The sequence below is a fragment of the Chimaeribacter californicus genome, assembly GCF_002858675.1.
GTDB lineage: Bacteria > Pseudomonadota > Gammaproteobacteria > Enterobacterales > Enterobacteriaceae > Chimaeribacter > Chimaeribacter californicus.
Map to the genome: position 1 here is coordinate 13741 of NZ_PJZF01000004.1, position 19924 is coordinate 33664.

Here is a 19924-nt window from a genome sequence, read left to right on the forward strand (position 1 = left end):
TTACCCCGCCCGGCAGGCGTAGAGGTTGACCGGGCGGCCGTGGTACTGGTCTTCGCCATCCGGGATGAAACCGGCTTTCAGCGCCAGCCGGATCGACGGCTGGTTATCCGGGTTGATCATGCAGAAAATGGGTTTTTTCAGATTCTCCGCCGCCCACGCCTGTGCGGCCTGCACCGCTTCGGCGGCATACCCTCGGCCATGGAACGCGGGCAGAAACGTCCAGCCCATCTCCGCCATGCCGCTGACATCACGGGTTAATGCCCGCTGATAATCCGCAAACCCGGTGCAGCCGATATAGCACCCGCTGACCCGCTCCTCCACCGCCCAGTAACCAAATCCCAGCATGTGCCAGTGCCCGGCATAACGCAGCAGACGGCTCCAGCTCTCCTCGGTAGTGGAGGGGCCGCCGTCACCGATAAACCGCGTCACATTTTCATTTGCCCATAATTCCGCCTGGCCGGCGGCATCCGCCAGCGTATGCCCGCGTAACACCAGACGATCGGTGGCGATCACCGGAACCAATGCATCCATGATAATTCCTTCATCAACAATAAATTACGCGGCCGACGCGTCAAACACCTCGATCACCTCAAACCGCAGGCAGACCAGTTTCATCTCTTCGCTGAATTCCCCGGTACGGGTGAAAAAGTTCCGGTGCTCCTCTTTCCACTCCTCAAAAGTGCCTTCCCCTTCCGCCAGTGCGAACGCTTCCGGCACGTCGCAGTAACGCAGGATAGAGACTTCTTTGATCTCGATCGCGCAGGCCGGGCGGCCGCGGCCGTCTTCAATCACATTGATTTCACCGGCCTGCGGCAGCGGGTCGTTGTCGTCGTAATAGGATTGCAGTGCGCCGCAGGTGGCGCGTTTTTTCCCTGCCAGCACCAGTGCCAGAAGCTGATCGGCCATCGCCGGGGAGTCGCCGAAACTGAAATGGTTGGCCTGCGGGTAGTGTTCGTTGCTCATTCTTGCGGTTCCTCTGCCTGTCAAAACGCCAAAACATGAATAATTCTCAATTGATAATGTTATTGATAATTATTTGTATTTGAAATAGTGTGTTGCAGCCTGTGAAAACCCCTGTCCTGTTGTTGCAGGGTTAACAGGTTTTCAAGAGGTTACCCGTTCCCAGGGGAAAGGGAAAATAACAAATTGGTTAAATATTGATAGCGCTCAGAACCGTCCCGGCTGATGGCCGAAGGAACCGGTTCAGCCGGGAAAGCAAAAATGAAAACAATGACGCGTCACCCTTTAGCACTGCTGATTAATGCAGGCATCAGCACCTTAATTCTGGCAGGGAACACCCAGGCGGCGGAGCACAGCACGCCGGTGGATCAACACAACATCACCACCCAGGCCGTTGCGGCGGATGCCGCTGCTGCCGACCCCGCCGCCGGTGACAGCGGAGACACCATGCTGGTGACCGCCGCCGAGCAGACGCTGCAAGCGCCGGGTGTCTCCACCATTACCGCCGACGAGATTAAAAAACGCCCCCCGGCGCGGGATGTCTCTGAAATCATCCGCACCATGCCGGGCGTCAACCTGACCGGCAACTCCACCAGCGGCCAGCGCGGCAACAACCGCCAGATCGACATCCGCGGCATGGGGCCGGAAAACACCCTGATCCTGATTGATGATGTGCCGGTCACCAGCCGCAATTCTGTGCGCCTGGGCTGGCGCGGCGAACGGGACACGCGCGGTGACAGCAACTGGGTGCCGCCGGAGATGATCGACCATATCGAGGTGATCCGCGGCCCGGCTGCCGCCCGCTACGGCAACGGCGCGGCGGGTGGCGTCGTCAACATCATCACCAAAAAAGATACGCCGGAATGGCACGGCAGCTGGAACACCTACTTTAATGTGCCGCAGCATGACGAAGAGGGCGCGACCAAACGCACCAACTTCAGCCTCTCCGGCCCGCTGGGGGATGACGTCACCTTCCGCCTGTATGGCGGGCTGGCGAAAACCCAGGCGGACGCGCTCTACATCAATCAGGGGCATGAGGCACCGCGCACCGGCAGCTATGCCGGTTCTGTCCCGGCCGGGCGTGAGGGCTCGGTGAACAAAGACATCAACGCCATGATCCACTGGGCCTTTGCGCCGATGCAGTCACTGGAGTTTGAAGCGGGCTACAGCCGCCAGGGCAACCTCTACGCCGGGGATACCCAGAACACCAACACCAACGCGCTGGTGGAAGAAAACTACGGCAAAGAGACCAACCGGCTCTATCGCCAGAATTTCGCCGTGAAATGGAACGGTGCCTGGGACAACGGCATCAGCACCAAGAACTACGCCCAGTATGAGAACACCCGCAACTCCCGCATGAACGAAGGGCTGGCAGGCGGCACCGAGGGGATCTTCTCGGATGACGGCTTCTCCTCAATCCAGCTGGATGATGTGCTGCTGCACAGTGAGATCAGCATTCCGTTTGAACTCTGGGTCAACCAGACTGCCACCTTCGGCACCGAGTGGAACCAGCAGCGGATGAAAGACGGTATCTCCAACACCCAGGCGCTCTCCGGCGGTGCGGTGGACGGCATTGCCAGTACCGGCCGCAGCCCTTACTCGTCTGCCGAGATCTTCTCGCTGTTTGCGGAAGACAACATCGAGCTGACCGACAGCACCATGCTGACCCCGGCGCTGCGTTTTGACCATCACAGCATCGTCGGCGACAACTGGAGCCCGTCCCTGAACCTGTCGCAGGGGCTGAGTGACGACGTCACCCTGAAACTCGGCATCGCCCGCGCGTATAAAGCGCCGAGCCTCTACCAGACCAACCCCAACTACCTGCTCTACAGCCGCGGCCAGGGCTGCCCGGCCAGCACAGCCGGTTGCTACCTGGTCGGTAACAGCGATCTGAGTGCTGAAACCAGCATCAATAAAGAAGTCGGGCTGGAGTGGAAGCATGAGGGCTATCAGGCGGGCATTACCTGGTTCCGCAATGATTACCGCAACAAGATTGAGGCCGGCTATTTGCCGACCAGCACCTCCACCAACGGCGCGACGGATGTCTACAAATGGGAGAATGTGCCGAAAGCGGTGGTGGAAGGGCTGGAAGGTACGGTGAATATCCCGTTCAGTGACGCGGTGCAGTGGAATAACAACCTGACCTATATGTTGCAGAGCAAAAACAAAACCACCGGCGATCGTCTGTCGGTTATCCCGGAGTACACGCTGAACTCAACGCTGAGCTGGCAGGCGACGCAGCAGCTTTCGCTGCAAACCACCCTGACCTGGTACGGCAGCCAGACGCCGAAAAAGTACAACTACAAGGGTGAGGCCGTGACCGGCAGCGAGACCTGGAAAGTCAGCCCCTACTCCCTGCTGGGCGCGAGCGGCACTTACGAGGTGACCAAATATGTCAGCGTCACGCTGGGCATCGACAACCTGTTCGACAAGCGCCACTTCCGCGAAGGCAACGCCCAGACCACCGGCAGTACCACCACCAACGCTTACCTGTATGGGGCTGGGGCCAACACCTATAACGAGTCGGGCCGCACCTATTACATGGGGCTGAACACGCACTTCTGATCAACGACGTTTCCCCACCCATAAAAAAAGCCGGCTGAATAGCCGGCTTTTTCATCACACCCAACTCAGCTGTTCACGGACTTGGTGCGGTCAGCAAAGCGCTTGCGCAGTTTTTGCAGCTTCGGTGGGATCACCGCCATGCAGTAGCGGTTTTCCTGGCCTTCACCGTCCCAGTAGTTCTGGTGGTAGTCCTCTGCCGGATACCAGGTGCCCAGTGCCTCGATGGTAGTGACCACCGGCTGGCTGTTATCAGCCTGCGCACGGCGGATAGCGGCCTGCGCCTCTTCATGCTGTACCGGCGTAGCCGGGAAGATGGCCGAACGGTACTGCGTGCCGATGTCATTGCCCTGGCGGTTAAGCTGGGTGGGATCATGGGTCGCAAAGCTGATGTCGAGGATATCGCCATAGCTGATCTTGTCCGGGTCAAAACCGACGCGGATCGCCTCAGCATGGCCGGTGTCACCGGCGCACACCTGACGATAGGTCGGGTTTTCAGTCTGGCCGCCGGTGTAGCCGCTCTCTACCGAGACCACCCCGACCACATCGTTAAATACCGCCTCGGTACACCAGAAACAGCCACCAGCCAGCGTTGCATATTCAATTGCCATAAGGTCTCCTCAGCAGGGTCTTCACATCCGTCATTGACGGAACAACGGTTTTCTTAACCATTCATATTGGCGGTTTATGGCAACAATCGCCAGCCCAGTGGGGGGAAAAGGCACAAACCTCTAAATGCAAAAGCCCTGCCCTATCACCCCTCCGTACTGATCACCCGGTTGCGGCCGGAGTGTTTGGCCTGGTAGAGCGCCTGATCGGCATGTTCTTTGAACGCCCTGGCGTCCGGCACGTTGCCTTTAACGATGCAGCTGTAACTGCCGGCACTGATGGTGACGATTTTCTCCGGCACGTCGGTTTCGTTATGCGGCAGGCCAATCGCCCGGACGGCCTCCACGGCGCGCTGGGCGAATTTGGCGGCGTCTTTGATGCCGGTATAAGGCAGCACAATCGCAAACTCTTCGCCGCCATAGCGGGCGATCAGGTCAGACTGCCGGTGCGGCAGGTGCAGCAGCGCCTCCCCCACTTTTTTCAGGCACTCATCCCCGGCGACGTGGCCGTAGGCGTCGTTGTAACGTTTGAAGAAGTCGATATCCATCATGATCAGCGACACCGGCTCCTGGTTGCGCGCGGAGCGCTGGAGGCTCTGCTCCAGGAAAATATCGAACTGACGCCGGTTGGCCAGCCCCGTCAGGCCGTCCACCAGCGCCAGCGCCTGAAGCGTATGGTTGATGGTGGTGAGGTCGTCCCGCAGTTGCGTCATCTCCAGATGGTTCTTCATGCTGACGCGTACCTGCCGCAGCACAAAGAAACCGAGCAGGAACAGCGCTGCCAGCAGCGACAGGCTGAGCAGCACATTCAGCAGGTTATCCGCCCGCCATTGCGCCTGAATGTCACGCTTGTCATACCCGGCCGCCACAATCAGCGGGTAACGGTTCAGGCGCGCATAGCCAAAAATGCGCACTTCGTTGTCCATCGCCGAACGCCAGACACCACTGCCGCTGGCCGAGGATTTCAGGGCATGGGTAAACAGCGGGCTTTTCGAAAGGCTGGTGTTGATCACCGAATCGGGGAACGGGCGCACATACAGCACGGTGCTGTCCGCCATAAATAGCCCCAGCAGGCTGCGTTCGCTGAGGACGTAATAACCGTAATGCTGGCGGAAATAGTCAATATTGACCGTCGCCAGGGCAACGCCGTTGAAGCGCCCCTCCGCGCTGGTCAGCCGTATTGACACCGGGATCACCAGATCGCCGGTAGACCGGCTGCGAATTACCTTGCCGATGTGGATCTCCCGGTCGGCATGGGTACGGTGCCAGATAAAATACTCCCGGTCGGCATTGTTGGCCTTCTCCGGGATATAGGAACCGGAGGTCGCCACCCAATTCCCCTCTGCATCATAAATAAACAGCCCGCGCAGTTGCGGCAATACTGCCTGGCGCCCGCGCAACACGCTGCTTAATGTCTCGAGCTGGCCCTTGACCGGCATTTTCCCATCTATTTCACGCACGATGTCCGTGAGCGTAATCTCCACCTGCAAGAAGGTATCCTCTGCCTGCCGCGCCAGCGAAATGGACAGGTTCTGCGCCTGATCGTGCGTGGCACGCAGGGTGCGGTCGTAGGAGTCCCATAACGTCCAGCCATTAATCCCCACCACCGCAATGCTCATGATGATCAGAAAAATCACCATCGAACGGCCAAGGGAGGAGCGGAAAATGGAAGGTGTAGTATCAGTGGCACGCATCATGGGCAGGGGTCAGCTCCGCAGGAAATAGTGTAAGTAAAGCATAACTTACCCATTCCGGCCGGGAAGACGTGCTTCAGGCAGCACTTTTTCGCCGTGTGACGCGCCTTCTGCCGGCTCACCGGGCAGCCGGACCAATAAGGCAAACTGAACCGGCAACGCCCCATCGGCCCCGGCAGGCATAATCTCCCGTCTTTCACTAGACTTAGGCTTTCTTTATCACGCCTGAACCGGAGGAACCTTGCTATGGGACACACCTCGCCCGCACTGGACGACCAGACTTTATCGTTGATTGATCGCTACTGGCGCGCCGCCAATTACCTCTCCGTCGGACAGATCTACCTGCTGGATAACCCGCTGTTGCGTGAGCCGCTGGCGGCTGAGCACATTAAGCCCCGGTTGCTCGGCCACTGGGGCACCACGCCCGGCCTGAATTTCCTGTATGCCCACCTGAACCGCATCATCAAACAGCAGGATGTGAACATGCTGTACATCTGCGGGCCGGGCCACGGCGGGCCGGGCATGGTGGCGAATACCTACCTGGAAGGCACCTACAGCGAAATCTACCCGGACATCAGTGAGGATGCAGACGGGATACGCAAATTGTTCCGGCAGTTTTCGTTTCCCGGCGGCATTCCCAGCCATGCGGCACCGGAAACCCCGGGGTCAATTCATGAAGGGGGTGAACTGGGCTACTCGCTGGTGCACGCCTACGGCGCGGTATTTGATAACCCAGACCTGATCGCCGCCTGTGTGATCGGGGACGGCGAAGCCGAAACCGGCCCGCTGGCAGCGAGCTGGCACTCAAACAAATTCATCAACCCGGCGCGTGACGGCGCGGTGCTGCCGATCCTGCACCTCAACGGCTACAAGATTGCCAACCCGACGCTGCTGGCGCGCTGCAGTGATGAGGATTTGGCGCAGCTGTTCAAAGGCTATGGCTACGCGCCGATTTTTGTCGAAGGGCATGAACCCGTTGCTATGCACCAGCAGACCGCCGCCGCGCTGGATCAGGCCATGGAGCAGATCCGCCAGATCCAGCATGAGGCACGCCATGGGTCGCCGGAACAGACGGTGCCGCACTGGCCGCTGATTATTTTCCGCAGCCCTAAAGGCTGGACCGGCCCGAAAGAAGTGGACGGCAAAAAAACCGAAGGGTTCTGGCGCGCCCATCAGGTGCCGGTGGCCAACTGCCGGGACAATGCGTCACACCGGCAGCTGCTGGAGCAGTGGATGCGCAGCTACCAGCCGGATGACCTGTTTGATGAGCAAGGGCGGCTGAAAGAGGAGCTGCGGCAACTCGCCCCGCAGGGCGAAAAACGGATGGGCGCGACGCCGTTCGCCAACGGCGGCCTGCTGCGCCGGGCGCTGAAGGTGCCGGCCATCCAGGATTATGCGGTAGAAATAGACGAGCGCGGCCGTACCCAGGCGCAATCGACGGCGATCTTCGGCGAATACCTGCGCGATATTTTCCGGCTCAATGAGCAGGAACAGAACTTCCGCATTTTCGGCCCGGATGAAACCGCCTCTAACCGGCTGGGCAGCGTGTTTGAAGCCACGGATCGCGTCTGGATGGAGGAGATCAAATCTTACGATGAGCAGCTGGCGAAAGATGGCCGGGTGATGGAAGTGCTGAGTGAGCACCTCTGCCAGGGCTGGCTGGAAGGTTACCTGCTGACCGGCCGCCACGGCCTCTTCTCCTGCTATGAGGCGTTCATCCATATCGTGGACTCGATGTTCAACCAGCATGCGAAATGGCTGAAAGTCACCCGTACCCTGCCGTGGCGCAAACCGGTTTCCTCGCTGAACTACCTGCTCTCGTCCCACGTCTGGCGGCAGGACCATAACGGTTACAGCCATCAGGACCCCGGCTTTGTGGATGTGGTGGTCAATAAGAAAGCGGATGTGGTGCGCGTTTACCTGCCGCCGGATGCCAACACCCTGCTGTGGGTGGGCGATCACTGCCTGAAAACCTATGACCGCATCAACGTGATCATCGCCGGTAAGCAGCCGGAACCGCAATGGCTGAGCATGGACGAAGCGATCGCCCACTGTGAGGCGGGGATGAGCGTCTGGCCATGGGCCGGCAACGAAGAGTCGGCCAGCGAGCCGGATATCGTGATGGCCTGTGCCGGGGATGTGCCGACCATGGAAACGCTGGCCGCCGTGGAGTTATTACGGCAGAACCTGCCCTCCCTGCGCATCCGTGTGGTGAATGTGGTGGATCTGATGGCGTTGCAATCACCGGACCAGCATCCGCACGGCCGCAGTGACGCTGATTTTGACCGGCTGTTTACCCGCGACAAGCCGGTGATTTTTGCCTACCACGGCTACCCGCACCTGATCCACCGGCTGATCTACAAACGCACCAACCACAGCCAGTTCCACGTCCACGGTTTCCTGGAGGAAGGCACCACCACTACGCCGTTTGATATGACGGTGTTGAACGAGATGGATCGCTACCATCTGGCGATCGCTGCCATTGAGCAGGTGCCGGAACTGGCGGCAAGCGCCGGGGGGGTGGTACAGCTATTCCGGGACAAGCTGGAGGAGCATTACCACTATGTGCGTGAGCACGGCGAGGATCTGCCGGATGTGCAAAACTGGACATGGCAGGCCGTGACCCGCTGACTCATGCCTGTATGGCGCTGGCTGGCGTCAGGGAAATCGGCTAGGCTGTTGATCCCTCAACAGATGCCAAGGAGTTGCGATGACCCGCCAGCGCCGTTTCAAACAGATTGATGTATTTGGTTCCACGCCCCTGCGGGGCAACCCGCTCGCTGTGATCATGGAAGCGGATGGCCTGAGCGCAGCGGACATGCAGTCGATGGCGCGCTGGACCAACCTCTCCGAAACCACCTTTGTGCTGCCGCCCACGGACGCCGCGGCAGATTATCAGGTGCGTATTTTTACCCCGGATTATGAATTGCCGTTTGCCGGGCACCCGACGCTCGGTACTGCCTATGCCCTGCTCGAGGCCGGGCTCATCACGCCCACCAGCGGCCGCCTGGTACAGCAGTGCGGCGTGGGCCTGGTGGAACTGGCCGTGCGCAGCCCACAGGCACTGGCGTTTAAATCCCCGGCGGCGCAGGTTACCCCGCTGCCGGAACCAGTGCGGGCACAGGTGGCGGCTGCGTTACCGGGCGGGCAAATCGCCCACCGCGCCGTGCCGCAGGCGGTGGCCATGGGCATCCGCTGGCTGGTGGTGAAAATGGACAGCGCAGACGATGTGTTGGCAGTGAAGGCGGAAGTAGCGGCGCTGAGCAACCTGCTGGCGCTGAGCGGCTGTAACGGGGTGGCGCTGTATGGCGTACACCCGGCAGGTGGCCCGGCGCATCTTGAAGTGCGGGCGTTGCTGGTGGAACAGGGGGCGCTGGTGGAAGATCCGGTGACCGGCAGTGCCAATGCCTGCCTGGCGCAGCTGTTGCTGCAACAGGATTTTGCCGGTCTGGAGGCGTTACGGCACGGCTACCAGGTGCGCCAGGGCACCTGCAAACAGCGCAACGGCCGCGTGGATGTGCATTTTACCGAAGGCGCCCCGTGGATTGGCGGCCTCTGCCATACCGTGATTGACGGCAACGTCGTGTTTTAACCCTCGCCTTTACTCAGGCATCAGATATTGCGCATCACCTCAACGTGGCGCGCAAAATCTTTTTTCACCTCGTCACTGTGCGGGTTAACAAATGCGGTGCCGTCTTCATCGATAAAAATACGCTCTTTATCGTCCAGATCTTGTTCCAGATTACGGGCTGAAATCATATTCAGGAAATTATCCGGGCTGGAAAATAGCCCAATTATTTGCTTAAACATTCCCTCTCCTTTGGGCATAACGCTTTTGTGTTCTGTTAGTTATAGCGTAAAACCCCGCCGGCGCAACCGGTTCGCCATTTGCCGGGCCGTTAACCCGGCTGAGAGAAATAAGAATTAAGACGATTCTTACACCGTAAAGGCGATTATTTATTAACCACCACACTGTACAAAAAAACCCGTCGGTACAGGTTTTATCCGCCTAAGATATTGAGCCATCATTACTCCGCGTTTATTTCCCGCCTGATATAAGCGTTTATTTCCTGGCGACGGAAACCGGCCCGCTTTTTAATGCCGCTTCGCTTGTCAATATTAAGTGATTGGCTAAGCTCAAAGTGTGGGCAATATCCGGTGTAATTCGTCTGGCTCCATGACAGCTCGCCGGCCGCCCACCCCCTCATTCTCACTCACTGATAGGAGGTGTCATGGCCGAGCATCGTGGAGGTTCGGGAAACTTTGCGGAAAACAGAGAAAAGGCATCTGAAGCAGGTAAAAAGGGTGGACAGCGCAGCGGCGGAAATTTCAAACACGACCCAGCCCGCGCGTCCGAAGCTGGACGAAAAGGTGGCCTGCACCGTAATCAGGCTGAATGATGCCTATGTTCCCTGACGGCAGTGTCACCTTACTGGCAAGCTGACTGGGGTTTCTGAACCCCAGTCAGCTTTTTATTATTGGTACGCGGCAGCCCCGCGTCATGATGTTATGCGAAGGAAGGCGTTATTCATGCATTACTCTCCCCTGTCAGTCCCTCTGAAAAAATCCTTACCCACCCCAACCCGTTCCCTGCTGGGCGCCGCGCTGTGCGCGTGGCTGCTGGTCTCGCCCCTGGCGCAGGCCACCGCGCCGAGTAACGTTAAAGCGCCGGGCGCGGAAAAGACCACCAAAGACACCTTGCTGGAAACCGGTGCCTCCGCCTTACAGGATCGTGCGCCGATTGATGCCATCAGCGCCTATCTGGACGGTTTCCATTTTTACAACGGCGACAAAAACGGCCAGATGGAAGCGCACCACTACGTCACGATTTTGAATGACGACGTGATGCAGGCGGTGATTTATGACGGCAACGGCAAAGATGCCAAGCTGATGGGGGTGGAATACATCATCAGCGAGCGGCTGTATAAGACCCTGCCGCCGGAAGAAAAAGTGCTGTGGCACAGCCACCGTTACGAGGTGAAATCGGGCAGTTTGCTGGCACCCGGCCTGCCGGAAGCGGCCGAAAAAGCGCTGATGGGCAAGATTGTGAATACCTACGGCAAAACCTGGCACACCTGGCATACCGATCGTGACAAAGACCTGCCTTACGGCATTCCGGCGCTGATGATGGGCTTTACCGGTGAAGGCCAGCTGGATCAAAAATTGTTGAAAGACCGTGACGAACGGGTCGGGATTGACTCGAAAGAGCGGCAGAAAAATCGTGCTGACCTGCCGGCCAATGAGCCGGATGCCCTGGCCGATGCATGGCAGAAAGGTAAAGTCATCCAGCTTCAGCGGGTGGAAGGGGGCGGCGAGCACCAACAAGGGGAGACTGGGTTTACCGGCCATGCGGAGCAGGAAGTACGCAAAGAGGCACAAGGCACGAAACCGGTGGAAGGCGCTGCGCCTGCGGAAAAATAACCGCGTTTCTCTGCCCTCTATGCGGGAAACCCACCGGCTTCCCGCTGTCAGCAGTGTGGGCGTTACTGCTCTGCCAGCGCGTACCCGATCTGTAACTGCCCTTTTTTGATCTTGATCTGTAAGGCGGCCAGCGGCGGCAGCTCGCCGGTATGGGTGACATGGGTGCCGCCGCAGGCATACGCGACCTTATCACCAAAGCTGACCTCCCTCAGGCCATCCTCACGCATGACAATCCGGCGCGGCAGGCGTTCGGCCCGCAGTTGCGCATACCCCTGTTGCACGCTTTCCGCCTCCGGCGGGCGGCTGTCCGGCCCCGGGGCAAAGGTGACTTTCGCCTCACCCGGCCGGTGGTTGGCTTTTACCGGCTGCCAGCCCAGCTGTTCACCCAGATACCCCAGTACATGACCGGCAGAGTGCAGTTGGGTATGTAACATACGGCGTGCGGCATCCACCTCTGCGGTGACCGGCCCCAGGGGCACCGGCTGGCTGACATGGTGGATCACCCGTTCCCCGTCATTGCTGACATTCACAACCTGCACCCCGCCCAGCGTGCCGCTGTCGGCCGGTTGGCCGCCGCCCTGCGGATGGAACGGCGTGCCGGCCAGCTCCACGCCGTAGCCCCCTTCCAGCGGCTCACAACGCAGCACCTGCGTCTGTACGGTTAACGCATCACTGTTCAGGTAGAGGCGAATGGTCATGGTTTTCTCCTTTGGTCATCGGATTTTTATTATAGGAGGGGCATGGTAGAGTGATAATCCGTTCACCTGACAAATCATTCTTGCCCGATGCGCACAGATCAACTGCTTCCCTTGCTGCCGGAAATGGCCGTGCTGGTCAGGGTTGTCGACAGCGGCAGCTTTTCCGAAGCGGCGCGCCAATTGGGCATGACGCCCTCCGCCATCAGCCGCAGCGTTACCCGGCTGGAAAAAGCACTGGCGACCCGGTTGCTGCACCGCACCACCCGTAAATTACGCCTGAGCGAAGAGGGCGTGGCGGTTTATCGCCACTGTCTGGATATGCTCAACTCCGCCCGGGCAGCGGTCGAGGCCGGGGGGCAATTTAACCCGCAGCCGGAAGGGGTGTTGCGCATCAGCGTACCCAAAGCGGTCGGGCGGGTCGTGGTGCACCCGCTGATGCCCGCCTTTCTGGCGCGCTACCCGGCGATTGATATCCAGATGGCGCTCAACGACGCCGTTATGGATCTGATTGACGATCAGGTGGACATCGCCATCCGCATCACCGACCGCCCGCCGCCCGGCCTGAAAGGCCGCCGGTTGATGGACATCGATCACCTGTTATGCGCCACCCCACGTTATCTGGCAGAACACGGCAGCATCCACGCGAGCTGGCGGCGCACAGCTGCCTCTGCCTGGGGGAAGATCCGGGTGATGCGCTGTGGTCATTCCGGCAGGGCACGCAGACCAGCCGGGTGCGGGTGCATGGGCGCTATGCGGCCAACCACACGGAAGTGCGGCTGGACGCGGTACGCCATCATCTCGGCATCGGCAGCCTGCCGTGGTTTACCGCACGCCAGGCGCTGGCCGGTGGCGAGGTCGTGCAGGTGTTGCCAGCGTGGACATTCACCACCCGCTATACCGGCGGGGCCTGGCTGCTCTACCATCCGGCGCGTTTCCTGCCGCCGAAAATCCGGGTGTTTATCGAGTATGTGAGTGAGGCCCTCAGCCGGGAGTACCCCTCCCGGCAGAACAGGCCCGGCGAGGCGGGTTAAGGCACAGGGGGAACAGTAGGCGGGGTGCCGCCGCCGGCCTTGGCTTTGTTGACTAATCCGGCCTTCATTTTGCTCAGGCCGTCGATCATTTCCATCATGCTGGGCGGCGCGACCCCTTCTTTGGAGAACGACGAGTCCCCCGCCATGTTCCAGTCTTTGAACACGTTCAGCATCTCCTCTTTCTGGGCACTGGCGCCATAAATCTGCAAATAGAGGCGGCCAAAGTTCAGCGCGTGCTGGCGATCCTTACGCCGGATAGATTCGTGGGTGTAATTGCGCGAGGTGCTGAAACAGACATTCGCCAGCCAGGAGAGCAGCCCGACCCCCAATACCCCGCGGAAGAAGACGTACAGCAGGGCGATCTCATCATAGACTTTGGCATTGGCCAGCAGCACCGTCCCCTCAGCAAAGGTATAAAAAGCGGCAAACACGGCCGCCGACGCCGCTGTAAAACCGGCCACCGACCATTTATTTGCCAGTTTGGCAAAGGATTTGTCATCCAGATCCAGCTTGGCGCTGACCTCTTTGACATAGCCGGGAATTTTACCGTCGATTCTTTTTTGCTGTGACAATTCTTTCAGCTCTTTATTCTCTTTACGCAGCTCCTCATTTTCAATCACCAGGGTTTCTGACGATTCCTGCAATGTTTTATAACGCAGGGCGGCTTTCTCCAGTAATTGGGTGCGGTCAGTCAGCTGCTGAATATCCATTCTTTTCTTGGCCAGCCGGACATTCTGGCTTTCAATCACATGATTCAGTTCGCTGACTTCTTTACCATGTTGTTTGATCAGTAACTCATAGAGATAAGACTGACCATGCCCCTCTTCCACGCCACCAATATCGCCTGTTTCCAGATCCTTAATGAAGGTATTATTCAGGTAATCTTTCTGCCGGCTGTGAAAACCCTGCTCTATATCCTCCAGTAAATGATCCACTTCATCCATCTTGTCATTGCTTATCAACGGCATCAGTTGCAGCACCACATCTTCGTTGATATAGCCGACCCGCATCAGGAAATCGATATACTCAAAATAAACACGCTTACTGCTGAATTTCATATGTTTGTCACCCCTTTAAGATTACATGGAAAAGCGCATGCAATTCAGATAACCTCCCTTCAGCTTTCCTGCTGCCACCTTATCCGCACTTTATTTTTGGCATCCATTGTCAATAAGGCAATGCCTGATTACGGCAATAACCATTAGCCATGCTGATATTATTATAAAAAACTATAGCCCGCTCATCGGGAATAACCATCACATTGGCTATTATATCAAGATAAAAAACCTCACTAAAAAAAATGAAATAAAGTGAGTGCCGCGTATTATGGCGCGCTTATTTTTTATTTATGGCAGCGTTTTAAACCAACCTCGCCGTTATCATTGAGTTTCTGCATCACCTCTGATTTCCGGCCGTGAAGCCTGCCCCGGCCCCGGGCACCCTCAATGAGGCCATCAGCGCAGGCCAGTGATAACCGTGAGCACGGCAACGGCGCTATTTTATGCTATCCCTTAAGGGGGAAATGGCACGGAGTGTGTGCCATTCAGATTCAGCGCCTTTACAGGGTGCATCGCTACAGGAGGCGTTATGCATCAAAAATGGTCAGAGGTAGATAATTATCTGGTCAGCCAGCTTGTCCCGCCCGATAAGATCTTGACGGAAATCCTGGAAAATAATGCCCGGGCCGGGCTGCCGGCACATGATGTGGCCCCCAACCAGGGCAAACTACTGCACTTATTCGCGCGAATGATCCAGGCAACGCGCATTCTGGAAATTGGCACACTGGGAGGGTATAGCACGGTGTGGCTGGCACGCGCCCTGCCGCCAGGCGGGACAATGGTGACACTGGAAGCCGATGCGCGCCATGCCGGGATTGCGCAACAGAACATTACGCAGGCCGGGCTGGCAGAACAGGTGCGGCTATACGTCGGCCCGGCGCTGGATACGTTGCCGATGCTGGCCGGGGAGGCCCCCTTTGACCTGATCTTTATAGACGCGGACAAACCCAACAACCCGGACTACCTGCGCTGGGCCTTGAAGCTGGCGCGGCCGGGCACCCTGATTATTGGTGACAACGTGGTACGCGAGGGGGCGGTCACGGATGCACAGAGTAACGATCCACGTGTGCAGGGCGTCCGGACATTTGTCGACATGATGGCGAATGAACCGCGCCTGACCGCCACTGCCCTGCAAACCGTGGGCAGTAAAGGCTGGGACGGTTTTACGCTGGCGCTGGTGACGCATTAAAGGGATTACCCTTTTAATGTCTCCACCAGAAACGCCCCGGCGCGGGTGGCGCCCTCTTCAGACAAGGTATGCCCCAGCCCCGGCTCAATGAGCAATTGGCTGTCGACCCCGGCGGCCAGCAGCGCCTGGTTCGCCTTTTCGCTCTCCTGATAGGGAATAACTGCGTCAGCCGTGCCGTGGATCAGCATCACGCGGCTGTTTGCCGCTGGCTGATAAGGCGGCGGCGAGGCCAGGCGCCCGGAAAAGGCCACCGCCGCCGCCACCGGCCAGCGCCCGCTCAGCACGGCATCCAGTGCCATGATTGACCCCTGGGAAAACCCCACCAGTGCCACCCGATCCAGCCGGTCAGCCATATTGTGCTGCGTCAGCACGCGGTTCAGCGTGCTGTCAAAGGCTTCGCGCGCTGCCTGAATGCGCGCCGGGCGGTTTTCCGGCGTCACGCCGTTCAGGCTGAACCATTGAAACCCGCTGCCGCCACCATCAAACGGGAAAGGCGCATCCGGCCCGCTAAAGCGCGTTTCCGGTAACCGGGGCTGCCAGAAAGAGGCCAATACCGACAGATCGCTGCCGCGGCTGCCGACCCCATGTAAAAAAATCACTAATGAATCCGCCATCATCACTCCTTGCGTGTCAAAGGCTGCCGGCCGGGCATGCCGGCCAGTTTCAGGGGTTGATACCCCCTAAGGGTAGTTACCCGCCTGCCATCATGGCAACGCCACAATAAAAAGTGAACACTTTAGAAACAAGAATTCAACAAATAGCAGGATATTTAAAAGATTTTTTAAAGCGTCTTAGCCATTCATTGATTTTTCGAGCGTTTATTTTTTGATCGACGAAAAAAAGCCGTATATAATGTGACCACTATCACACTTCCATGTAATTTGTCTTAAGTGCTTTACACCGCGCAACGTGCGACCCCAATAACGCCTGAACGCGGTAAGCATTGAGTTATTAAGGATCCGAACCATGAGTGCCATTGCCACCAGCGTTGTGTTGGCGCGTTGGGAAATTCTCAGCGCCGTTGTCATGTTTTTTGCCAGTACACTGAATATTAATTTGCGAAAAGCCAGCCGCCACGGCCTGGCCATTCTTACCAGCGGCATTGGGATTACCATGTCCTGCTGGTTTGTGATGGGCCTGCTGGGGATCACCAGTGCCGATATGGCGCTGTACGGGAACCACGCCAAAGATCTGTTTGTGGAAATCATGAGCCACACCCCCGAAAACTGGCCAATGCCGATGCCGTAACCGGCCATGCCGCAATGCCCTTCCCCCGGCATTGCGGTTACCCTTTTATCCCCTTTCTGCTTGCTCCCCTTTATTCGTTATTATTCCCGCCGCCACCAGCGTATGTTTTTCGCCTTCCCTGAATAACAGCGTTAACAATACTGATTATTTTTTTCACTCCGCCCTGCGTAGAATAGTTTTTGCCCGGTGCCGCTGACATTTGGGCGCGTTATTCTCTCGCGGCGTTATCGGCGCTGCCGCGATCCTGCCAGATAAAATAAGGGACTCAGGCCATGACAAATGCAGAACCGGTTACGCTGGTGATTACCCATACCCTCCAGCCACAGCAACAGGAGGCGTATGAACGCTGGCTGCGGCGCATTATGCCGGTGGCAGAGCAGTTTGAGGGGCATCGCGGGGTGAATGTCATCCGGCCCGGCGCGGAAGGCCAGACCTATACGGTATTAATCCGTTTCGATACGCTGGAAAACCTGACCCGCTGGACTGCCTCGGCTGAGCGGAAATCGCTGCTGGCCGATGCCGCACCGCTGCTGGACGGCGGCGATCGCATTGAAGTGCAGGCCGGGAGCCAGTTCTGGTTTACCCCACCGCAGCCGGGTGTCCGCCGCCCGGCACGCTGGAAACAGTACCTGCTGACGCTGGCCGTGATTTTCCCGTCAGCCGAACTGGCACCGCGCTTCTGGCATCAGATTGTGCCTTCCCTGACCGGCACCCTGCCCGGCCACTTGCTGAATGACGCCACGGTCGTTGCGCTGGTGGTGTTCTTCTGGATGCCCTGGCTGACGCGTGTGCTGGCAGGCTGGTTGAAACGCTGAGCTGTCCGGCCGCTTCAACGCGGCCGTATTTCATTGACTGATCAAACGGATGCCGAGCTGGGACAGGGTGCCCAACTGGGAAGGATGGGAAATGAAAAGAATCCACAGAGAGAAAGAGCAAGCAATCATAAGGGTGATAATGCGGTAGAACATTCCGTGTATCCTTGCAAACGCTGTTATTCTTGCCTGGTTTTCAGACAATCCCTCATTGACGAGGGCGCTCATCACTATAGATGAGTTCCGCATTTTTACCATATGAAAGCAAAAAATTTTGTTTATGAGCCGTTCAGACAGCCGGATTAAGCCTCAGCGCCAGCTCACGGCAGAGCTGTGACTTCAGGCTGAGGGCGGCATCCGTCAGCACCGCATTGCCCTGATGCAGCGTGATCCCAGCAACGCCCAACGCAGGCAGTGCCGCCGCCTCCAGCCGGTACAGGTTCTCCGGCAAACCGGCATCCGCCCGCACCGTGACGCCCAGCCCGGCCGAGACCGCCGCCCAGATGCCTTGCAGGCTGCGGCTCTCCAGCGCAATGCGCCAGGGAATGCCCGCCCGGTCGAGGGCCTCGGTGGCGCGGCTGCGCATCAGGCACGGCGCTTCGAACATCACCAACGGCAGCGGCGTAGAGGTATCACGAAAACGCGCGGCGTCCTCCGGCTGCGCACCAATCCAGCGCAGCGGCACTGCCCCTAATGACGCCATCCACGGCGTGCTCTGTTGCCATTGCCAACAGAGCGCCAGATCCAGCTCCCCGGCGGCGATGCCGTGCAGCAATTCGGCATTGCGGCCAATACGCGCCGTGAGTTGCACCTCCGGGTGCGCCCGGGAAAAAGCGCCGAGTACAGCCGGCAACAGCCGCTCGCCAAAATCCTCCTGCATCCCCACGCGCAACGGGCCGGACAGCGCCCCACCGCCTACCGCCAGCGCCGCCTCGCCGTTAAGCGCCAACAATCGCCGCGCATAGCCCAGCAACACTTCGCCGCTGCGGCTGGGAACCAGATGCCGCCCCGATTTCTCCACCAGCGCCACGCCACACTGCTGCTCAAGCTTTTTCAGTTGCGCACTCACCGCCGAGGTCGAGCGGCCCAGGCGCTCCGCTGCCTGCGCAAAACTGCCCAGCTCAATGCCGGTGACAAAACTCTGTAATGCATCCAGATCAAAACACCGTGGCCGCTTATTCATAGTTAATCCTGTTTTCTGGGATGATGAGTCCTGACTAATTCGATATTCAGTACTATGTTAACCGCTTATGCTCTGCGGCATCTACCCTGTCACGGAGAACACCATGCGCCCCTCCCTTTCCGCCCCGGCGGCAATGAATGATAAAACACCGAAACTGGCTGAGCTGACCGATCGCGTCCTGTTTGGCGATCTCTGGCAACGCCCTGACCTCTCCCTGCGCGACCGCAGCCTGATCACCGTGGCCGCCCTGATTGCGCAGAGCCGTCTGGAGCAATTGCCTTTCCACCTCGCCCTCGCCAAAGAACATGGCGTGCGCGAAGAGGAGCTGGCGGAAGTCGTGACGCATCTGGCGTTTTATGCCGGGTGGCCGGCCGCGGCCAGCGCCCTTACCCGCCTTGAACCATAAACCATGGGGGATTCACTATGCCTGTTACCCGTATTGCCCTGCGCGAAGGCCGTTCTGCTGAGTGGCTGCAACAGCTTTCTACCCTGTTCCACCAGCAGCTGGTGGCGCATTTCGCCGTCCCGCCGGCTGACTGCTTTCAGGTGATTGACTGCTACCCGGCCCACCAGCTGATCGCTGACCGGGATTATCTCGGCGGCCCGCGCAGTGACCAATTTATCCTGTTCACGATTACCGCCGGTAAGCCACGCAGCCGGGCGCAGAAGCAGGCGCTTTATTACCATCTGGCGCAGGCACTGCACCGGGAGCTGGGCATCCCGCCGGAAGATGTGATGGTGGTGATAACCTTTAATCAGGCGGAGGAGTGGAGTTTCAGCCGCGGTGAGATGTTCAACCCGGAGGCCGTATGATTGCGATGCAATACCGGTTTGTGCTGCCGGCCGACTATGACATGGGCATCATCACCCGCCGCATCCGCGATAACGGCGCGAAGCTGGACGGTTTCCCCGGTCTGGTGTTTAAGGCATACCTCTATGCTGACCGGCAGGACGCACAGCTCGGCGCGCAGGAGAACAGCTACGCGCCGTTTTATCTATGGCGGGAGAGCCAGGCGATGCAGCGTTTCCTGTGCAGCCCCGGCTTTGCTGCGCTGACCGCGGCTTTCGGCTGGCCGCAGATTCTCTGCTGGCCGGTTTTACATGCCCCGGATGCCGCTATGCTTGCCGGGTGCCGGGTAGCGTGCCGCCGGCTTACGCCGGTTGCGCCCTTCAGCGATCTCACCTCTGCTACCCAGCCCCCGGAGCAGCCGGGCGCGCTGCTGGCATGGGACACCGCCCGCTGGGAACGCCTGGAGATGGGCTTTACGCCCGAGATGCCCGCGCAACCCGATCCGGGGGCAGACTATTTCCGGATTGGGCATCTTTCGCCCGGCAGTTAAGGCCGCCCATTGCCCTGGAAAAATTCATTCCACCACGAAACTATTTCCGATCAAATTGTGACGCTTGCTGCTTTTTATAGCGATTGAATTGCAAAAATTAGCGCTGCGTCACATCTCTGC

20 protein-coding genes and 1 pseudogene are annotated in these 19924 nt (G+C 58.6%); 12 read left to right on the top strand and 9 right to left on the bottom strand.

Features of this window, described 5'->3' with window-relative positions:
* Window positions 1-531: a GNAT family N-acetyltransferase gene (locus CYR55_RS06360; protein ID WP_101815319.1), complete on the bottom strand. Its 531-nt coding sequence runs from the start codon at window positions 529-531 to the stop codon at window positions 1-3.
* A gap of 24 nt (window positions 532-555) precedes the next feature.
* A complete protein-coding gene (locus CYR55_RS06365; RefSeq protein WP_101815320.1) occupies window positions 556-963 on the bottom strand; it encodes an ASCH domain-containing protein in 408 nt (135 codons plus the stop codon).
* A 258-nt stretch (window positions 964-1221) separates the two neighbouring features.
* Between CYR55_RS06365 and CYR55_RS06370 the strand changes: the two genes are divergently transcribed.
* A complete protein-coding gene (locus CYR55_RS06370; protein ID WP_101815321.1) occupies window positions 1222-3525 on the top strand; it encodes a TonB-dependent siderophore receptor in 2304 nt (767 codons plus the stop codon).
* A gap of 65 nt (window positions 3526-3590) precedes the next feature.
* Here the strand turns inward: CYR55_RS06370 and msrA are convergent, their stop codons facing one another.
* Both msrA and CYR55_RS06380 read right to left on the bottom strand, forming a co-directional pair.
* Window positions 3591-4133, bottom strand: a complete 543-nt coding sequence (gene msrA / locus CYR55_RS06375) for a peptide-methionine (S)-S-oxide reductase MsrA (RefSeq protein ID WP_101815322.1) — start codon at window positions 4131-4133, stop codon at window positions 3591-3593.
* 143 nt (window positions 4134-4276) lie between these two features.
* Window positions 4277-5827 (bottom strand): sensor domain-containing diguanylate cyclase, encoded by a 1551-nt coding sequence (locus CYR55_RS06380; RefSeq protein ID WP_338153005.1) that lies wholly within the window; start codon window positions 5825-5827, stop codon window positions 4277-4279.
* A gap of 243 nt (window positions 5828-6070) precedes the next feature.
* On the opposite strand from CYR55_RS06380, the gene CYR55_RS06385 reads away from it, so the two are divergent.
* Entirely contained in the window at window positions 6071-8455 is a 2385-nt protein-coding gene (locus CYR55_RS06385) for a phosphoketolase family protein (RefSeq protein ID WP_101815323.1), read from the top strand.
* Between the two features lie 79 nt (window positions 8456-8534).
* Window positions 8535-9416 carry a PhzF family phenazine biosynthesis protein gene (locus tag CYR55_RS06390; protein ID WP_101815324.1) on the top strand — a complete coding sequence of 294 codons (882 nt, stop codon included), beginning with the start codon at window positions 8535-8537 and terminating at the stop codon, window positions 9414-9416.
* A 20-nt stretch (window positions 9417-9436) separates the two neighbouring features.
* Here the strand turns inward: CYR55_RS06390 and CYR55_RS06395 are convergent, their stop codons facing one another.
* A complete protein-coding gene (locus tag CYR55_RS06395; RefSeq protein WP_101815325.1) occupies window positions 9437-9634 on the bottom strand; it encodes a hypothetical protein in 198 nt (65 codons plus the stop codon).
* 422 nt (window positions 9635-10056) lie between these two features.
* On the opposite strand from CYR55_RS06395, the gene CYR55_RS06400 reads away from it, so the two are divergent.
* Together CYR55_RS06400 and CYR55_RS06405 are read left to right on the top strand one after the other, a co-directional pair.
* Window positions 10057-10224, top strand: a complete 168-nt coding sequence (locus CYR55_RS06400; RefSeq protein ID WP_072928305.1) for a con-10 family general stress protein — start codon at window positions 10057-10059, stop codon at window positions 10222-10224.
* 130 nt (window positions 10225-10354) lie between these two features.
* Window positions 10355-11245, top strand: a complete 891-nt coding sequence (locus CYR55_RS06405) for an OBAP family protein (RefSeq protein WP_101815326.1) — start codon at window positions 10355-10357, stop codon at window positions 11243-11245.
* A gap of 62 nt (window positions 11246-11307) precedes the next feature.
* Here CYR55_RS06405 and CYR55_RS06410 read toward each other — a convergent pair whose 3' ends face one another.
* On the bottom strand, window positions 11308-11943 hold the full coding sequence (locus CYR55_RS06410; RefSeq protein ID WP_101815327.1) for an alanyl-tRNA editing protein: 636 nt from the start codon (window positions 11941-11943) through the stop codon (window positions 11308-11310).
* A 180-nt stretch (window positions 11944-12123) separates the two neighbouring features.
* Here CYR55_RS06410 and CYR55_RS06415 point away from each other — a divergent pair.
* Window positions 12124-12974 (top strand): annotated as a pseudogene (locus CYR55_RS06415) (LysR family transcriptional regulator).
* Here CYR55_RS06415 and CYR55_RS06420 read toward each other — a convergent pair.
* On the bottom strand, window positions 12971-14032 hold the full coding sequence (locus CYR55_RS06420; RefSeq protein ID WP_101815328.1) for a hypothetical protein: 1062 nt from the start codon (window positions 14030-14032) through the stop codon (window positions 12971-12973). The pseudogene CYR55_RS06415 and the gene CYR55_RS06420 sit on opposite strands and share 4 nt — an antisense overlap.
* A 529-nt stretch (window positions 14033-14561) precedes the next feature.
* Between CYR55_RS06420 and CYR55_RS06425 the strand changes: the two genes are divergently transcribed.
* On the top strand, window positions 14562-15221 hold the full coding sequence (locus CYR55_RS06425; protein ID WP_101815329.1) for an O-methyltransferase: 660 nt from the start codon (window positions 14562-14564) through the stop codon (window positions 15219-15221).
* A 5-nt stretch (window positions 15222-15226) separates the two neighbouring features.
* Here the strand turns inward: CYR55_RS06425 and CYR55_RS06430 are convergent, their stop codons facing one another.
* The gene (locus CYR55_RS06430) at window positions 15227-15835 is read right to left on the bottom strand and encodes an alpha/beta hydrolase (RefSeq protein ID WP_101815330.1); all 609 of its coding nucleotides are present in this window, start codon (window positions 15833-15835) and stop codon (window positions 15227-15229) included.
* A gap of 352 nt (window positions 15836-16187) precedes the next feature.
* Here CYR55_RS06430 and CYR55_RS06435 point away from each other — a divergent pair, with 352 nt between their 5' ends.
* Together CYR55_RS06435 and CYR55_RS06440 are read left to right on the top strand one after the other, a co-directional pair.
* Entirely contained in the window at window positions 16188-16469 is a 282-nt protein-coding gene (locus CYR55_RS06435) for a YjcB family protein (protein ID WP_101815331.1), read from the top strand.
* 272 nt (window positions 16470-16741) lie between these two features.
* The gene (locus CYR55_RS06440) at window positions 16742-17284 is read left to right on the top strand and encodes an antibiotic biosynthesis monooxygenase (protein ID WP_101815332.1); all 543 of its coding nucleotides are present in this window, start codon (window positions 16742-16744) and stop codon (window positions 17282-17284) included.
* A gap of 286 nt (window positions 17285-17570) precedes the next feature.
* On the opposite strand, the gene CYR55_RS06445 is transcribed toward CYR55_RS06440, so the two are convergent.
* Window positions 17571-18464, bottom strand: a complete 894-nt coding sequence (locus CYR55_RS06445; protein ID WP_101815333.1) for a LysR substrate-binding domain-containing protein — start codon at window positions 18462-18464, stop codon at window positions 17571-17573.
* A 103-nt stretch (window positions 18465-18567) separates the two neighbouring features.
* On the opposite strand from CYR55_RS06445, the gene CYR55_RS06450 reads away from it, so the two are divergent.
* The 3 genes from CYR55_RS06450 to CYR55_RS06460 are packed head-to-tail and all read left to right on the top strand — an operon-like array spanning window position 18568 to window position 19804.
* Window positions 18568-18870, top strand: coding sequence for a carboxymuconolactone decarboxylase family protein (locus tag CYR55_RS06450; RefSeq protein ID WP_101815334.1), 303 nt, complete (start codon window positions 18568-18570; stop codon window positions 18868-18870).
* Between the two features lie 17 nt (window positions 18871-18887).
* Complete coding sequence (locus CYR55_RS06455; RefSeq protein ID WP_101815335.1) at window positions 18888-19277, top strand: tautomerase family protein; 390 nt, start codon at window positions 18888-18890, stop codon at window positions 19275-19277.
* Complete coding sequence (locus CYR55_RS06460) at window positions 19274-19804, top strand: DUF4865 family protein (RefSeq protein WP_101815336.1); 531 nt, start codon at window positions 19274-19276, stop codon at window positions 19802-19804. The genes CYR55_RS06455 and CYR55_RS06460 overlap by 4 nt, the downstream gene beginning before the upstream one ends.
* The last annotated feature ends 120 nt before the right edge of the window (window positions 19805-19924 follow it).

Excerpts from the sequence above, each read along its gene's own strand:
- CYR55_RS06460 (WP_101815336.1), top strand. The coding sequence starts at position 19,274 with ATGATTGCGATGCAATACCGGTTTGTGCTGCCGGCCGACTATGACATG.
- CYR55_RS06370 (WP_101815321.1), top strand. The coding sequence starts at position 1,222 with ATGAAAACAATGACGCGTCACCCTTTAGCACTGCTGATTAATGCAGGC.
- CYR55_RS06450 (WP_101815334.1), top strand. The coding sequence starts at position 18,568 with ATGCGCCCCTCCCTTTCCGCCCCGGCGGCAATGAATGATAAAACACCG.
- CYR55_RS06410 (WP_101815327.1), bottom strand. The coding sequence starts at position 11,943 with ATGACCATTCGCCTCTACCTGAACAGTGATGCGTTAACCGTACAGACG.
- CYR55_RS06395 (WP_101815325.1), bottom strand. The coding sequence starts at position 9,634 with ATGTTTAAGCAAATAATTGGGCTATTTTCCAGCCCGGATAATTTCCTG.
- CYR55_RS06365 (WP_101815320.1), bottom strand. The coding sequence starts at position 963 with ATGAGCAACGAACACTACCCGCAGGCCAACCATTTCAGTTTCGGCGAC.
- CYR55_RS06455 (WP_101815335.1), top strand. The coding sequence starts at position 18,888 with ATGCCTGTTACCCGTATTGCCCTGCGCGAAGGCCGTTCTGCTGAGTGG.
- CYR55_RS06430 (WP_101815330.1), bottom strand. The coding sequence starts at position 15,835 with ATGGCGGATTCATTAGTGATTTTTTTACATGGGGTCGGCAGCCGCGGC.
- CYR55_RS06435 (WP_101815331.1), top strand. The coding sequence starts at position 16,188 with ATGAGTGCCATTGCCACCAGCGTTGTGTTGGCGCGTTGGGAAATTCTC.
- CYR55_RS06385 (WP_101815323.1), top strand. The coding sequence starts at position 6,071 with ATGGGACACACCTCGCCCGCACTGGACGACCAGACTTTATCGTTGATT.
- CYR55_RS06380 (WP_338153005.1), bottom strand. The coding sequence starts at position 5,827 with ATGATGCGTGCCACTGATACTACACCTTCCATTTTCCGCTCCTCCCTT.
- CYR55_RS06440 (WP_101815332.1), top strand. The coding sequence starts at position 16,742 with ATGACAAATGCAGAACCGGTTACGCTGGTGATTACCCATACCCTCCAG.
- CYR55_RS06390 (WP_101815324.1), top strand. The coding sequence starts at position 8,535 with ATGACCCGCCAGCGCCGTTTCAAACAGATTGATGTATTTGGTTCCACG.
- CYR55_RS06405 (WP_101815326.1), top strand. The coding sequence starts at position 10,355 with ATGCATTACTCTCCCCTGTCAGTCCCTCTGAAAAAATCCTTACCCACC.
- CYR55_RS06420 (WP_101815328.1), bottom strand. The coding sequence starts at position 14,032 with ATGAAATTCAGCAGTAAGCGTGTTTATTTTGAGTATATCGATTTCCTG.
- CYR55_RS06425 (WP_101815329.1), top strand. The coding sequence starts at position 14,562 with ATGCATCAAAAATGGTCAGAGGTAGATAATTATCTGGTCAGCCAGCTT.
- msrA (WP_101815322.1), bottom strand. The coding sequence starts at position 4,133 with ATGGCAATTGAATATGCAACGCTGGCTGGTGGCTGTTTCTGGTGTACC.
- CYR55_RS06360 (WP_101815319.1), bottom strand. The coding sequence starts at position 531 with ATGGATGCATTGGTTCCGGTGATCGCCACCGATCGTCTGGTGTTACGC.
- CYR55_RS06445 (WP_101815333.1), bottom strand. The coding sequence starts at position 18,464 with ATGAATAAGCGGCCACGGTGTTTTGATCTGGATGCATTACAGAGTTTT.
- CYR55_RS06400 (WP_072928305.1), top strand. The coding sequence starts at position 10,057 with ATGGCCGAGCATCGTGGAGGTTCGGGAAACTTTGCGGAAAACAGAGAA.